The following is a 13,763-nucleotide window of genomic DNA, read 5'->3' as shown; positions in this document are numbered from 1 at the left end:
GAGCGGCCCTGGTGCCGCTTGGCGGCTGTTCGTCGAGGTACGTAATCGTTAGTCTGTCCCTATCAGCTTGCTTCCAATCCGCGACTTGCGACCACGGGACTGTCATGCGTTCAGCCGATTCACACGATACTTCTCCCCCCTATGCCCAACTGACGCAGCGCATCGCCGGTGAAGGTGCCAGCGCCTGGAATATTCACTTCCGCGCCAAGGCCCGTCAGGCCCGCGGCGAAGACGTGATCATCCTGTCAGTGGGCGATCCTGATTTCGATACGCCGCCCACCATCGTCGAGGCCGCCGTCACCAGCCTGCGCAGCGGCGCCACCCATTACACCGACGTGCAGGGCAAACCGGCTCTGCGTGAGCGCATCGCGGCCTTTCATCGTGGCCACGGCGGCCACGCCGATACCGACGCGAACAACGTCGCCGTACTTGCCGGCGCACAGTGTGGGCTCTACGCCACGGCCCAGTGCCTGCTCGATCCGGGCGACGAGGTGATCATTCCCGAACCGGCCTACGTCACCTACGAAGCCGTGGTGCAGTCCACCGGTGCCGTGCCGGTCTGGGTGCCGTTATCCGCCGATGAGGGCTTCCAACCGCGGGCGGCCGACATCGAGGCGGCGATCACCCCTCGAACGCGGGCGATTCTGATCAACAGCCCCCATAACCCCACTGGCCAGTGCCTGACGCCAGCGGTGTGGGAATCGATCGCCACGCTCTGCCGCGAGCATGACCTGTGGCTAATCGTCGATGCCGTCTACGCCGATCTGATCTTCGACGGCGAGCACGCAAGCCCCGATAGCCTGCCGGGCATGCGCAAGCGCACGGTGGTCATCAGCAGTCTGTCAAAATCCCACGCGATGACCGGCTGGCGGCTCGGCTGGGTCGTCGGTCCGCCAGCACTGATGTCTCACCTGGTCAATCTTGCCCTGTGCATGCTCTACGGCTGTCAGCCATTCATTCAGGATGCCGCGATTGCCGCATTCGACGAGCCGCCAACGGCGATTGCCACGATGCGTCAGACCTACCGACAACGTCGCGATGCGGTGGTCGAAACCCTGCGTGACAGCGAGGTCGTTGCCACCCTTCCTCCTGCCGCGGGGATGTTCATGATGATCGATATTCGCGCCACCGGCCTCAGCACGCATGCTTTCGCCGACCGTCTGCTCGATGAGCACGGGGTCTCGGTGCTCGCGGGCGAGGCCTTCGGCCCTTCCGCTGCGGGTTTCGTACGGCTGAGCCTGACGGTGGGCGCCGAGCGTCTGCGCGAAGCCTGTCGGCGAGTCGAGCGCTGTGCCCGGGAGTGCCAGGGCGAATCCCGGCTGGCGGCCAGGCCACTCAATGGCATGACAAGCTGACGCCAAATCTGCACAATATTGCGATTACGACATCGTCATAGATCAACGGCAGGACAACGCCCATGGCACCTCAGGACTCATCCCAGCGCGCCTTCGAGGACTCTTCCCAGAGCTCATTCAAGGGCTCTTTCAAGGGCCCTTTCAAGGTCTATGTCGACGGCCAGGAAGGCACCACCGGCCTGCGCCTGTTCGATTATCTTCAAGCGCGCGACGATATCGAACTGCTGCGTATCGACAGCGACAAGCGCAAGGACCCGGTCGAACGAGCGCGACTGCTGAATGCCGCCGACATCGCGTTTCTGTGCCTGCCGGATGCAGCCTCTCGCGAGGCCGCAGCGATGGTCGAAAATCCAGACACCTGTCTAATCGATGCCAGTACGGCGTTTCGTACCGATCCCGACTGGGTCTACGGGCTGCCGGAGCTGGATGACGGCCAGCGCGACCGGATTCGCGCCAGCAAGCGCATCGCCAATGTCGGTTGTCATGCCAGCGCGTTCATTCTGCTGGTACGGCCGCTGGTGGATGCAGGATTGTTGCCCGCAGACTATCCGCTCTCCGCCTTCTCGCTGACCGGTTACAGCGGGGGCGGCAAAGCGATGATCGCCGACTATCAGGCCAGTGCGGGCGGCAAGTCTGCCGCCGACGATCGCCTGAGCGCGCCGCGGCCCTATGCCATGTCGCTCGGCCATAAGCACCTGCCGGAGATGCAGCAGCATGGCCGCCTGGCGCGGCCGCCGGTATTCTCTCCGATCGTCGGTCCTTTCCTGAAAGGGCTGATGGTCAGCGTGCCGCTGCAGCTGTCTCATCTACCTGCTGGCATTCGGGCGGAGGATTTGCTGAATGCCTACCGCGCCCAATACGCCGAAGAGCCTTTCGTGCAGGTCAGGCCGTTCGAGCACATCGATAACCTGGACAATGGCTTTTTCGACGTGCAGGGCGCCAATGAGACCAATCGCGTCGACCTGTTCGTGTTCGGCAACGAAGAGCGCGTCTGCCTGGTGTCGCGGCTCGACAATCTCGGCAAGGGTGCCGCCGGGTCCGCTGTACAGAACATGAACGTGCACCTCGGCGTGGACGAAATGACGGGCCTCAGCATCTGACGCGAAACTCGCCGGGCCTGGATTTCATCGATCCAGACCCGGCGAATTCAGGGTCGTATGCTGTCGAGGGTCAGTCTGTGAGCGCCGATCGATCAGCGGCGATACGTTTCCAGAAATGCATAGATCGCCGCGATATCCTGCTCGCCATGCCCTGCATTAACGGCATCGAACCAGAGATTGCGGATATGGGAAAGCGACGGCAGCGCCTTGTCGTCGCCCGCCTCCAGTGCCAGCCCGAGATCTTTCAGCCCCCACTGCATCGCCATCTGCGGATCGAATTCGCCGCTGGCGATCATGTCCATCTTGAGCTTCATGTAGGGCGTGGCCAGCGGGCCACCCTCGAGCACCTGCCAGAGATCGTCGGTGGTGAAGCCGAGCGTATCGGCAAGCTGTGCGGTCTCGGCGATGCCCTGCATCATCGAGATCAGCCAGGCGTTGATGACGACCTTCATCCGCGCGCCCTGCCCGGCCTGTCCCAGCCACTGGGTCTTGTTGCCCAGCACCTCGAAGACCGGCTCGACCACGGTGCCCGCGCGATCACGATCGCCGCTGGCCAGAATGGCGATCTTACCCTGCTGCGCCGGCGCCTTGGTGCCGGAAACCGGCGCGTCGATGAACACGACGTCACTGCGCGCGTCACCGACTTCGGCGATCAGCCGGTCGGTTTCGGCCACGCCCAGCGTGCCCATCTGGATCAATATCGCGCCTTCCGTCATCGCGACCAGCGCGCCATCGTCGCTCAACAGCACGTCCCGCGTCACCGCGAGGTCGGGGAACATCGTGATCACGGCCTGGGCCTGATCCACCGCATCGGCGGGAGACTCGGCAAGACGTGCGCCATTCTCGACGAGACCGCTGGCCTTGCCGGGAGAGCGGTTCCACACCGCTACATCAAAGCCGGCTTGCAGGAGATTGGCGGCGAAGGCATGGCCCATGGCACCCAGGCCCAGCACGGCAATGGAACGAGAATCGGACATCGGAGTGTTCCTCAAGAAAAGTGTAGGCTGCTAATCACACAGGAAACTATAGACGAAAGTCACATCCTTCAAGCTCAAGGCCCGATTTCAACGCGACGCCCTTCCGCTATCGTTCCCTTGCCTTGGCGCCTTTTTAATGATGACCGCGCCATAACGACAACAGCGCCCCGCCGACGGGATCGTCGTCGGGCGACGCGACCGCAGCCACCCGGCGGCGGGCGGCATCGAGTTGGCCGGGCTCTCCGCGCTCTACCTCCCACGACTGGCCCGGCGGATAGGCGCCGACCATGGTGAAGTCATCACTGGCCTCAAGGCAGGCATGACCGACGCCCGCCGGCAGCACCAGCACATCGCCTGCAGCGATATCGTGCTCGCGGCCGTTGGGGCCGCCCAGGCGAATATGCGCCCGGCCACGGAAGACGCCCAGCGCCTCGTGCGCGGTGGAATGGAAATGATCGAAATCGTAGAGCCCATAGCGCCACTGTGGCGGCCATTGGTGACGAGCGAACAGCGCCTCGAAACCGGCGGCCGGATCCGACTCGGAGGCGTCGAGAACCTGACGGTAGATCAACACCGGCAGCAACGAGTTGGGAAAGCCGCTGGCCTCATCGGCGTCGAACGTGTGCGTTTCGGGTTGCGGCGTCGCCATGGCGTTCTCCCTGAAGCTGGATCATCGATGCCACAAATAGCTTAGGAGACGCTCGCCGGCTCGTCACTCGGGCTCGTCATTCGGGCTCGCCGACAGCGGCATCCGGTAGACCGCGAAAAGACTCAGGCCGGCGAACAGCAGCATCGGCCACAGCGCGAGGTTCGGGTTCGAGTATGCCTCCGCGAGCCAGCCGCCCAGCATCGGCATGACGAAGGCCAGGGAGTAGCCGACGAAAGACATGCCGGCGGTCAGCGAGGCCACCGCCTCCCCGCGTTCCAGACAAGGCGGCAACGCCATGATCAGCGTGAGTTCCAGGGTAATGCCGAAACCGGAAATCACCAGCGCGATCAGCGCCGGCCAGCCCTCCATCCCCAGAAAACCGACTAGCCCCAGCACCCCGAGCGCGGCAAAGATGCCCAACGGCTGACGTCGAGTGATCCAGCGTCGCCCTCGCCACAGCATGACCAGCGACGCCGCCAACGGACTGGCGTTGTAAAACAGCAGCGCCAGCGTGAGCAGGTCAGATTCTCCACGAGCCTCGAGAATACTGCTGAGATAGGCGTTGGTGGCCATGAATAGCCCTATCGACGCTGCCAGCGGTACGCCCATCAGCCATACCCGTGACGAGCGCAACGACATCGAGCGGGAAGGCACCGTCTCGGATGCGGCCGCGACCTTGCGATGTCGCGAGCTCTGGCGAAGACGCACCGCCAGCAATGCGACGATCACCAGCGCCGGCAGCGACCAAAGCAGCAGCGCCAGCTGCCAGCTATCGCCCGCCAACGCCAGCACGACGGGGCGCGTGCCTCCCGCGCCGATCAATTCACCCACCGTCATGCCGTTGAGATAGATCGCGCTGCCCAGCCCCAGATGGCTCGGCGTCCAGCCCCGCAGCAACGCGGGCACCGTGACCTGCATCACCGCCAGCCCCAGACCCATGACGACCGACGCCGTGAACAGAACGGGGGCGGAGAGCGTCAGCCCCCGTGCCGCGGAACCCAGCGCCACGATCGCCAGCGCCAGCGTCAATGCCTGCAGCATGCCGACGCGTCGGGCGAATCGCACCGCCAGCATCATGCTCAACGCCAGCACCACATAAGGCACCGTGGTCAGTGCGCCAATAGCAGCGCTTCCCAGAGACAGCGACTCGGCGATCTCTCCGGCCAGTGGCGGCATGATCAGAATGGGCAGGCGCATATACAACCCGACCAACCACAGCAGTGCCAGCGCACCCCATGGCAAAGCCGAGTCGGTCTTTGTCGAAGAGACAATCGACGAGACATAAGACTGCGCGCGTGCAAACAGAGCCATGACGCCACCTGTGTTAGCCAGCGCCCGGCAATGACCGGGCGCGATGAAAAGACGATCAAGAATCGATGAGAAAAGACCCGCAAAGCATCGCGTGATTGTCTCTATCGATATCAGCGCAATCTAGGCAATCGGCCGGGCTGCGACAAAAGAAACTTCTTGCCATAATGGGTGAAAATATCTCATCCATGGTGCCATCGACGATGCGTTATCTTCCCCCGCTCAACGCGTTGCGTGCCTTCGAGGCCGCCGCCAGACACGAGAGTTTTCATCACGCCTCGCAAGAACTTCACGTCACGGCATCAGCGATCAGCCACCAGATTCGCGGGCTGGAAGAAGCGCTGCAGACGACATTGTTCGTGCGCCGCACGCGTCAGGTGCTATTGACCGATGCCGGGCGTCGCCTGTTCGATGGCGTCCGTGAGGGGCTGGATCGCATCAGCGCGGCGGCGGTGTCGGTTAAAACGCAGCAGGAGGACCCGGTGCTCACCGTATCGACGGTGCCGATTTTTGCCAGCGGCTGGCTGATCCCGCGTCTCGCCGACTTTCAAACCGCCTATCCCGGCTATCAAGTGCGCCTGGAGACCTCGGTCGATCTGATCGATGTCGAACGCGCTGACGTCGGCGGCATGAACGTCGACGTCACCATTCGTTACCTGTCGAAGCCGCCGGACACCTCGCTCGATACCCGATTTCTATTTCACGAAAGACTGACCGTGGTTTGCGCACCGGGAATGGCATCAAAACTGACGACGCCCGATGATCTCACTCGCGTCACGCATATTCAGACCCGACTGCGGCCGGAGGGTTGGCGGGCGTGGCTAACGCCCAGAGGGCTGGCCCACCTCGATGACGGCAGTGGCCCCACCTTCGATAACGATAGCCTCGCACTCGAAGCGGTGATGACAGGGCTCGGCGTTGCCATTACCCATCAGGAGATCGCGCATCCACTGATCGCCAGCGGCCAGTTAATCGAGCCGTTCGGTGCCGGTCATGTCATCGGCCTAAGCTGCTACTGGGTCTGCACCCGCCGCTGCGCCGAGCTGCCCAGGGTCGCCGCCTTTCGTGACTGGCTGCTGACCCAACTCGCCGCCGAAGGGCTACTCGACGCCAGTCGACCAATGCATCACTAAGCGGATCGGATAGCGGATATCAGCGTCGAATACCGGCAGGTTGAAGTGTCGAGATACAGTAGTGGATAGACTCAAAGCTATGCTCAATGGCGAGCGCTACTTCAAAGATCTGATTCACGGATTTAACTCAAAGTCACAGCTCAAAGTTACTGGCCAGAGCACCATTTCGAAAGAGGCTTCTGAATGACGATCACGAAACAAGGTGAGCTGGATGGGCTCAAGGAAATCGGCCGAATTGTCGCCAACACGATGCTCGCCATGTCGAAATCGTTGGAGCCCGGCATGACGACACGAGAACTGGATGAGATCGGTAAAGCGTTACTGGAGCGTGAGGGCGCCCTGTCTGCGCCGCAATCCAGTTATCACTTTCCGGGAACGACTTGCATCAGTGTCAATGAAGAGATCGCCCATGGAATTCCGGGAGATAGAGTTATCGCTCAGGGCGATCTGGTCAATATAGACGTCTCAGCCTCCAAGAATGGTTATTTTGCGGATACCGGCTCGACATTCCGTGTCACACCAGTCGCGCCTGCACTCGACACACTTTGCCGAGACGGTAGGCGAGCCATGCAGATCGGAATCGAACAGGTTGGCAACTCACGGCCGTTATCCGGCATCGGCAACGCCATCGGGCGCTTTGCTTCGGATCGGGGCTACACATTGATCCGCAACCTCGCCAGCCATGGTGTTGGCCGATCACTGCACGAGTACCCCGAGGAAATCGCGACCTGGCCCACCCGCGGCGAGAAAAGACGCATCAACAAAGGACTCGTGCTGACCATCGAGCCATTCCTGTCCACCGGCGGACACTGGGCAACCGATGGGAATGACGGCTGGACGCTTTACAGCGAGCCACACGCTCCAACTGTGCAGTATGAACACACTGTCGTCGCCACGGATCGAGGGGCCATCATCGTTACATTGCCGAGTTGATCGATCTCTGTATTGTTAATCTCTTGAGACTAAAACTCCTCGCCCTGGAATCTTCTCCCTTAGACACAAGGGGCATGGTCGAAGGCCGAATCCTGTCCGATAGTGTTTGTCATACAAACGCGACAGGAGAAACCAGACCATGACACTGACCGTTGCATTGATTGCTCCGGGCGCAATGGGTGCCGCCATCGGCAAACGCTTGAGCGAGAACCATGTCGAGGTGATTACCTCACTGAAGGATCGCAGTGAGCGCAGCCGAGAACGTGCCAAGCACGCTGGCATGCGTGACGTCGAACTGTCTGAATTGATGCAGGCCGATCTACTGCTTTCCGTCGTACCACCGGCGCAAGCCGAGGCGATTGCCAGCAAAATCGCCCCGCTACTGGCCGACTGTGAAACACCACCGATCTACTGTGACTTGAATGCCATCAGCACCGCCACGCTGGCCCGCGTCGAACGTATCGTGCGAGATAGCGGCGCGGCATTCGTCGATGGCGGCATCATCGGTCCGCCGCCCTCCGAGACCAAGACGCCGCGAATCTACGTGGCCGGCGAACAGGCCTCCAAACTGGCCCAGCTCAACGATCACGGCCTGGACATTCGGGTGCTGGAAGGAGAGAGCGGCAGCGCTTCCGCGCTGAAGATGTGTTTTGCAGGAATCAACAAGGGCATGACAGCGTTGACCACGATCATGCTGATCGCTGCCGGGCGCAGTGGCGCCGGCGATGCGTTACGTGCGGAACTCGAACATAGCCTGCCCGAGGTCATCACGCGTATCGATAGCGGCATTCCGGACATGCTGCCCAAGGCGTGGCGCTGGCACCCGGAAATGCGCGAGATCGCCGATTTCCTCGATGCCAGCGATCCTCAGGGGACGAATCCCGCCGGGCGGCAGGCTTTCGAGGGCTTTGCATCGCTTTATGAGCAGCTGGGGGACGACACCAACAATGAAGCACTCAAAACGCTACTCGCTGGCCTGATCGATAACGGCTCCGGCTCAAACTGCGAGGGGAAGCCCTACTGAGCCAACCACGGTGCTATATGGCCGCTACATGGCGGCTATACGGGCGCTACATACCGTGCTTGATGCCTCGATTGATCAATATCCAGTTGGCCGGATAAGAAGTGACAAAGCCGATCAGCATCGCGATCTGCATCATGAACCAGAATGGCGCGGTGAACGCGTTGAGCTCTCCCATCCAGCCATAGAGAGCAATCAGCATCCAGAGATACATGCCGATCTGAAAGGCGATCAATGACAACGTATCGGCCTTGATCGCGTCTCTCAGCGCCGCGCCGGGGCCTGAATCGCTCATTGCCCGAATCGGCAGATACTGGAACAGCACGCCGAACAGATAGGCGCCGATGAACGCGAGCACGAAATGCCCCAGCACCGCGGAGCCCAGCAGGGCGAAGCCGGTGGCCGTGGCGATCGGGGCCGTCACCACGTCGCCCAGCGTGCAGCCGCCGCCGCAGTGGGTAGCGGAGACGAAGACGCTCTGCCACTTGGGCTTATCACCGCCATGATGCTCATGGCCGCCGTGCTGTTCGTGGGCTTGATGCGCCTGCTCCAATTTAGTCGGCGCTCGACCCATTCGGCGATAGGCCCACCATCCGAACACCGGCATGTAGAGCCCGGTGATCGGCCATGTCAGATTCATGATCGCCATGGGCTGGGGGCGTTTCAAAACATCGACGGCAATGATCAGTGCCGTCGCGATACCCAGCAGCAGAAAAGTCCATGACCAGAAAATCAGCATTATTGCCCTCCTTGGCGATGTCTCGGCTATCTATGTCCGCGATATGCCCGCGATCGAGTGGTCGCGTTCTTTCTAAGATCGCTTCAGGTATAGAAACGTTCGGCGACTTCAACAAGCGAGGTCCCGGACCCAGGTTCGCGCATTCACATGGCGCATTCCATTACCGTTCTAATAATGAACAGCTGCTTTATAAGCCGCCTCGCTTAATGCATTATCTTGTCCAGCCAGCGCGCTGACACGATCAACGTCGGGGCAACGGCCCATTCTCTGGACACTTCATCACAGGATTCTCCGAACATGTCCGAAACGCACAGACCCAATTACCGCAGCGCGCTGACCGTCGTCACGACGATCTTTTTCATGTGGGGTTTCATCACCTGTCTCAATGACATTCTGATTCCCCACCTGAAAGCGGTCTTTTCGCTGAACTACACCCAGACCATGCTGATCCAGTTCACCTTCTTCGGCGCGTATTTCATCATGTCGCTGCCGATGGGCAAGGTGCTCGCCAGGATCGGTTACAAGAACGCCATCAGCCTGGGACTGTTGATCGCCGCGGTAGGCGCGGTGATGTTCTATCCGGCGGCGCGGGCGCCCTCGTATCCGCTGTTTCTGACCGCGCTGTTCGTGCTGGCCAGCGGCGTCACCATGCTGCAGGTCGCGGCCAACCCCTATGTCAGTCTGCTGGGGGCCGAGGGCTCCGCCTCGAGCCGGCTCAATCTGGCCCAGGCGTTCAATTCGCTGGGCACCACGCTGGCCCCGTACTTCGGGGGCATGCTGATCCTTGGCGCCGCGGTGCTGGGGGCCAGTGAACTGGCCGACATGTCCAGCGCCGACCGTATGGCCTACAAGGTTCAGCAGGCCCAGAGCGTGCAGCTGCCCTACCTGCTGCTGGCCGGTGTACTCGCTGTTCTGGCGGTGGTGATCTATCTGTGGAAGCTGCCCAATTTCAAGGATCAGGCCCGCGACGATAGCCCCACCGAGAACGTCACTGCCGCCCAGGCCTTGCGTCACCCGCATGTACTGTTCGGCGTCATCGGCATCTTTGCCTACGTGGGTGCGGAGGTTTCCATCGGCAGCTTCCTGATCAATTACATCTCGCTGCCGGACATCGGCAACATGAGCGAAAGCAGCGCCGCCAGCTACGTTGCCTATTACTGGGGCGGCGCCATGATCGGTCGCTTTATCGGCTCGGCGCTGATGCAGAAGATTCGCCCCAGCCTGATGCTGGGCGTGTTCGCCATCGTTGCGGCACTGCTGACCGCTGCGACCATGTTGACCTCCGGCCATGTCGCCATGTGGAGCATCGTTGCCATCGGCCTGTTCAATTCGATCATGTTCCCGACCATCTTCACGTTGGGCATCGCCAAGCTCGGTCCGCTGACCAGCAAGGCGTCGAGCCTGCTGATCATGGCCATCGTCGGCGGCGCCATCCTTCCGGTGGCCCAGGGCGCGATCGCCGATACCGTGGGCATTCATCACGCCTTCGTGCTGCCGCTGATCTGCTATCTGTTCATCGCGTTCTACGGCTTCCGCGGCTCGCGGGTCATCAATCCGCACCCCGCCGCTCAAGGTGAAGCCAACGCTTATTCGTGAACGGCTACCCGTCAACGACAAACGCCCCTCGATGGAGGGGCGTTTGTCGTTGAGAACGTCGTTGCCTACGCTCCGGTCATCCGTTTCCGACGGCGTTCACTTGTCTGGATAGTCGGTCGCTTCACCGACCGCCCGCCACTCGCGAATTTCCGCCAGCCGCTCCTCGAGATTCTCGATCACCTTGTCGACACCCCAGGCCCCCAGCACCAGATGACGCGGCGGCTGCGGCTGCGCGACCAGATCCATCATCGCTTGAGCGGCACGCACCGGATCACCCGGCTGCTTGCCGCTGTTGCTGCTGGTTCCTGCCATGCGCGCCTTGGCCGTCTCGGCGTAGTCGTCGATCTTGCTCGGCGTCTGCTGCAGCGAGCGTCCGGCCCAATCGGTGCGAAACGGCCCCGGTTCGACACAGGTGACGCGAACACCCAGCGGCCCCACCTCGGCCTTGAGCGAATCCGACCAGCCTTCCACCGCGTGCTTGCTGGCAGCGTAGTAACCGGAACCCGGAAACCCGATGAAGCCGGCGACCGAACTGATGCTGATGACGTGTCCGGCACGGCGTTCGCGCATGCCGGGCAGCACCGCTCGCGTCATCGCGAACAGACCGAAGACGTTGGCATCGAACTGCGCTCGAATCGCGCTCTCTTCGCCCTCCTCGCAGGAGGCTTGATAGCCGTACCCGGCGTTGTTGATCAGCACATCGATCCGGCCGAACTTGTCGTTCGCCGCCGCGACGACCTCATCGATCTGCGCTGCATCGGTGACATCCAGCGCCAGCGCGAGAACGCGATCTTCGGCGCCTTCGACCAGATCCGCCACGCGCTCGCGGGAACGCGCCGTCGCGATGACTTTCCCGCCCTGCTCGATGATCAGCTTGGCCAGTTCGCGGCCGAAACCGGTGGAACATCCCGTGATCAACCACACGGGAGAATTGGGCATGGACATGCAATACCTCCTTTCGAATATCGAGAACACGAGCTTTCGAGAACACGACGCCACGGAAAATAGATCATGACCGTATGGCAGCGCCGTCGGTGAACGTGAGTCTCTAGCGTAGACGATCTCACGGCAACCGATGCCGCCGCCAAGGCCCGATTCGGCGTCCGACGAGAGCCACCGCTTCGTTCTTCGCGCGAGAGCCGGTTATCGTGCGACCTTAGTCGCAAGCACCTTGAAAGTCATACAACCAAGTCGGGATAATCGCTTAGCGAGCAAAAAATAGACGCGTTATCGATTCGCCTGCTTCCTTCATCGCCCGATCTTTGCAAGCTGCATTTTTGCCTCCTGCACCGTTCAAGGATACCCATTGCCTTTCACCCATAGGATCGCCGGCGCCATCGATACTTCGGATGACGACGCATGACCCAGGTCGAGCAGCTTTTCGAGCGCTACGGTCCACGCTATCGGCTGTGGGTGACGTTGACCGTGATGCTGGGCCTGGTGGCGCTGGGCATGTCGATCACCATCGTCAACGTGGCCATCCCCTACATCAAGGGCGCCTTCGGCATGAGCGACTCGCAGGTCCAGTGGCTTTCTACCGGCTTTCTGGCCTCGACCACCGTGTCGCTGCTGGTCGCGCCGTGGCTGGTGGCCGCCGTCGGTCAGCGAGCCACCTTCGTCGGATTGCTGCTGACGTTCATCGCGGCCTCGATCCTCGGCGGCCTGGGCCAGGGCATGGCGACGCTGGTGGCGGCGAGGATCGTCCAGGGCGGCATGACCGGGTTGATTCGCCCGGTCGCCATGCAGGCGCTGTTCGCCGTCTATCCGCCGGAGGGGCGGGGCATGGCGACTGCCATGTACGGCATGTGCCTGGGCCTGCCGCTGACGCTGGCGACCGTCGTCGGTGGCTGGCTGGTCGAACATTTCACCTGGCGCTACGTGTTCTTCGTCACGCTGCCCATCTGCGCTGCCGCGATCGTGATGGGTCTGTTCTTCCTGCCCACCCGCGAACAGAAGGGTCCGCGCCCCCCCTTCGACTGGGCCGGCGTGGTGCTGCTATTCGTAGCAGTGTTTTCGCTGCTCGCGGCGCTTTCCAACGGCCAGCGCTGGGGCTGGTACGATCCTCGCGTTCCCGAGCTGATACTGGTGTCGGTGCTCTGCGGGGCCACGTTCATTGCCTGGCAGAATCGCTCCCGGCATCCGCTGCTCGACCTGGCGATCTTCCGCAATCGCCTGTTCGTCGTCGGCACGCTGGCGATGTGCCTGTTCGGCGGCACCTTCTACGGCATCATTTACCTGCTACCGCAATTCGTGCAGGCGGTGCTGCACTACAGTCCGATCACGGCCGGGCAGATATTCCTGCCCTCCACCGCCGTGCTCGGCATTCTGGTGCCGCTGGTCGGTTGGCTAAGCGATCGTTACCCGCCCCATTGGATCACGCTCCCCGGTCTCGCCTGCACGCTGCTCTCGGTATGGTTGATGGCGCAGATGGACTGGAATACCTCCTTCGTTTATCTCGCCACGGCGATGGGCATTCTCTCCATCGGCATGGCGTCGTTCCCGCCGCCGACGCTATCCACCGCCATCGCCGGTCTGCCCAGCCACCTCACCGGCCATGGCTCGGGCGCAATCAACTTCGCGCTGCAGCTGGGCGGCGCGCTGGGCACGGCGGGTCTGGTCATACTGCTCGATCGCCAGACCGTCTACCACGGTCAGATCCTGAATGCCGGCGTCAACGCCGGTAACGCCATCGCACGCCAGCAGCTTGGCCAATTGACCGATCTGGTAGGCCGCCTCGGCGTACCGGAAACCCATCAACCGGCCATGGCCGGCTACCTGATGGGCCGCATCGAGGCGATCTGGGCCTCGATTTTCGCCTACCAGGACGGCTTCTGGATCCTGATAGGGAGTCTGCTTCTGGTGGTGATACCGTCGATTCTGCTTAGCCGCTGGCGAGGCTTGCCTCGCGCCTGATCTTGCTCATCCGCCTTATGTTCTCCCGACTTATGTTGT

Annotated in this window: 12 protein-coding genes; 7 read left to right on the top strand and 5 right to left on the bottom strand. The window is 61.8% G+C overall.

Annotated features, from left to right (window positions below):
- Window positions 1–104 precede the first annotated feature (104 nt).
- The gene (locus ACUN9V_RS13780) at window positions 105–1,355 is read left to right on the top strand and encodes a pyridoxal phosphate-dependent aminotransferase (RefSeq protein ID WP_445511798.1); all 1,251 of its coding nucleotides are present in this window, start codon (window positions 105–107) and stop codon (window positions 1,353–1,355) included.
- Window positions 1,356–1,417: 62 nt separating this feature from the next.
- The gene (gene argC, locus ACUN9V_RS13775; protein WP_445511797.1) at window positions 1,418–2,455 is read left to right on the top strand and encodes an N-acetyl-gamma-glutamyl-phosphate reductase; all 1,038 of its coding nucleotides are present in this window, start codon (window positions 1,418–1,420) and stop codon (window positions 2,453–2,455) included.
- 92 nt (window positions 2,456–2,547) lie between these two features.
- Here argC and ACUN9V_RS13770 read toward each other — a convergent pair whose 3' ends face one another.
- The 3 genes from ACUN9V_RS13770 to ACUN9V_RS13760 form a co-directional block, all read right to left on the bottom strand.
- A complete protein-coding gene (locus tag ACUN9V_RS13770; protein WP_445511796.1) occupies window positions 2,548–3,432 on the bottom strand; it encodes an NAD(P)-dependent oxidoreductase in 885 nt (294 codons plus the stop codon).
- Between the two features lie 133 nt (window positions 3,433–3,565).
- Window positions 3,566–4,081, bottom strand: coding sequence for a cupin domain-containing protein (locus tag ACUN9V_RS13765; RefSeq protein ID WP_445511795.1), 516 nt, complete (start codon window positions 4,079–4,081; stop codon window positions 3,566–3,568).
- A 63-nt stretch (window positions 4,082–4,144) separates the two neighbouring features.
- Window positions 4,145–5,392, bottom strand: coding sequence for an MFS transporter (locus tag ACUN9V_RS13760; RefSeq protein WP_445511794.1), 1,248 nt, complete (start codon window positions 5,390–5,392; stop codon window positions 4,145–4,147).
- A gap of 200 nt (window positions 5,393–5,592) precedes the next feature.
- Here ACUN9V_RS13760 and ACUN9V_RS13755 point away from each other — a divergent pair, with 200 nt between their 5' ends.
- From ACUN9V_RS13755 to ACUN9V_RS13745, 3 genes are all read left to right on the top strand, one after another.
- Window positions 5,593–6,522 carry a LysR substrate-binding domain-containing protein gene (locus ACUN9V_RS13755; RefSeq protein WP_445511793.1) on the top strand — a complete coding sequence of 310 codons (930 nt, stop codon included), beginning with the start codon at window positions 5,593–5,595 and terminating at the stop codon, window positions 6,520–6,522.
- A 183-nt stretch (window positions 6,523–6,705) separates the two neighbouring features.
- Window positions 6,706–7,455, top strand: coding sequence for a type I methionyl aminopeptidase (map, locus tag ACUN9V_RS13750; protein ID WP_439304777.1), 750 nt, complete (start codon window positions 6,706–6,708; stop codon window positions 7,453–7,455).
- A gap of 139 nt (window positions 7,456–7,594) precedes the next feature.
- Entirely contained in the window at window positions 7,595–8,479 is an 885-nt protein-coding gene (locus tag ACUN9V_RS13745) for a DUF1932 domain-containing protein (RefSeq protein WP_439304778.1), read from the top strand.
- A gap of 46 nt (window positions 8,480–8,525) precedes the next feature.
- Here the strand turns inward: ACUN9V_RS13745 and ACUN9V_RS13740 are convergent, their stop codons facing one another.
- Entirely contained in the window at window positions 8,526–9,215 is a 690-nt protein-coding gene (locus ACUN9V_RS13740) for a DUF4396 domain-containing protein (protein ID WP_445511792.1), read from the bottom strand.
- A gap of 297 nt (window positions 9,216–9,512) precedes the next feature.
- Between ACUN9V_RS13740 and fucP the strand changes: the two genes are divergently transcribed.
- Window positions 9,513–10,811, top strand: a complete 1,299-nt coding sequence (gene fucP, locus ACUN9V_RS13735) for an L-fucose:H+ symporter permease (protein ID WP_445511791.1) — start codon at window positions 9,513–9,515, stop codon at window positions 10,809–10,811.
- Window positions 10,812–10,907: 96 nt separating this feature from the next.
- Here the strand turns inward: fucP and ACUN9V_RS13730 are convergent, their stop codons facing one another.
- The gene (locus ACUN9V_RS13730) at window positions 10,908–11,756 is read right to left on the bottom strand and encodes an oxidoreductase (RefSeq protein ID WP_445511790.1); all 849 of its coding nucleotides are present in this window, start codon (window positions 11,754–11,756) and stop codon (window positions 10,908–10,910) included.
- Window positions 11,757–12,170: 414 nt separating this feature from the next.
- Here ACUN9V_RS13730 and ACUN9V_RS13725 point away from each other — a divergent pair, with 414 nt between their 5' ends.
- Window positions 12,171–13,724 carry a DHA2 family efflux MFS transporter permease subunit gene (locus ACUN9V_RS13725; RefSeq protein WP_445511789.1) on the top strand — a complete coding sequence of 518 codons (1,554 nt, stop codon included), beginning with the start codon at window positions 12,171–12,173 and terminating at the stop codon, window positions 13,722–13,724.
- The last annotated feature ends 39 nt before the right edge of the window (window positions 13,725–13,763 follow it).

It is taken from the genome of Salinicola sp. V024 (assembly GCF_052645315.1).
The sequence above is the reverse complement of the archived record's forward strand: the minus strand, read 5'-3'. Positions and strand labels throughout refer to the sequence as shown.